At 49.6% G+C, this 1,693-nt stretch carries 1 protein-coding gene; it reads right to left on the minus strand.

All coding sequences use genetic code 11. From position 1 onward, the window contains the following. A partial coding sequence (locus tag NHE85_RS16675; RefSeq protein WP_252813340.1) for a T9SS type B sorting domain-containing protein occupies positions 1-1,693 on the minus strand: 1,693 nt, incomplete at both ends.

A 1,693-nucleotide genomic window follows, 5' to 3' on the forward strand; every position in this document is an offset into this window, starting at 1 on the left:
AAGGTCAGGGCTGATCTGTTTGATAAGCTTGCCGTAGCGGTCAAAGATGTAAATTACAGATCCTGTGTTCTGAAGCCCGATGATATTCCACGTATCATGGAAGCCGTCACCGTTAGGGGTAAAGAAGTTAGGGTAGTCTACAACGCTTACACCTTCTATCGGAAGTACTCCACAGCTGAACTCGGTCTTCACATCATATACCCTTACCATGTGAGGGCCTGGGGATACATTGGTAAATACAGGGCTGGTCTGTGTAGGGCCTTCATCAAGCTGGTACACATACTCTCCGTTTCCTTCCACTGTGATGGTGATCACCTGGTTGTCGCTGAAGTAGTTGGTTACATAATAACCTGCTCCTACAGGGCTGGCCATTCCTGATTTGATCACTGTAAATACTGCTGAAAGGTCAGATACACACGCATTAGGAAGCGGGCCGGTTACCTCTACCGTATAATCACCTTCCGATACGGCAAGGTAAGTACCTGAGGACGGATCGGCATCGGTAAGCTCCACTCCGTTTAAGAACCAGCGGTAGCTGTGCCCTGCAGGGACTACACCGCTGTCAAGCAGCAGGCCGTCTGTGGTACCATCTACATCGATACATACCGTATTGCTGCCGTTTTCCCCTGTGATCACAGGTTCTGCAAGGCGCTCTACATGCAGGGTGAAGGTAGTGATATCATGGCATTTGCTTAGTGTAGCGGTATTGGTTACCCTTACCCAGATGGTCTGGTCATCGGCTATAGTATTGGTATAAGCCTCAGGGGTGGCTATGGCATTCTCATAGTTCTCTGCATCTTCCAGGCTGGTGTAATACGTTACCTCATAGTCTGCAGGGTCCTGCGTGCCCAGTACTTCACCTTCTACAACCGTAAGGTCCCAGGTGCTGATGATACCGTCATTGGCACCGTCATAGTCACATTCATCAAATACAGTAGTAATTGGATTGGCAATCGCACCTTCCTCTACAAGCAGGCTAAGCTCTTTTACGATCATACAGCCTGTATCGTTATTGGTTACTTTTACATATACCGTACCGCTGCCTCCTGTTACAGGGTAGGCTGTTACCGGTACTGCCGGGGTGGTAAGTGCCGCGTCTTCAAAGAAGTCTACATCATACTCATCCGCTTCATTGCCGCCAAGGGCATTGTTTACATACTCTTGGATGTTAAAATCATAGGCGCCGTCGGTATTCTGCTCACAATGCGCAAATGGCTCAAGGTCAGCTACCGGTGGAAGCGGGTTCACGATAAGCGGCAGCTCAACGATCTGCGCACACATCGGCTCTGCAGGGTTGTGCGTATCAAGGGCAACACGTACCCACACTGAACCTGTCCCGCTTTCATAGGCTGAAGGGTCAGCTATAGGGTTTACTTCATTCTGCGCATCTTCCTGTGTAGTATAGTAGGTAAGGATGTAGTTGCTGCCGTTGTCTTTTATATCGGCTGCGGCCTGGGTAAGGTCAAATTCCTCTACGCCGTCACCATCGCCGTTGTCATCACACAGTACCAAAGCATCAGGGGTGGTATCCGGTGTTGGCAGCGGAAGTACCTTGATGGTAAGGGTGGTGTAGCTAACACAGCCATCCTGGGTGGTAACCTTTACAAATAATGTTTTTGGGTTACCTTGTGGTGGTGCAGGGTTGGTATAATGCTCAGGGTCGGCTATGGCTATTGCACCGGTATCAACCCTT

Origin of the sequence: Flavobacterium sp. NRK1 (assembly GCF_024054175.1) — a bacterium.
GTDB lineage: Bacteria > Bacteroidota > Bacteroidia > Flavobacteriales > Flavobacteriaceae > Flavobacterium.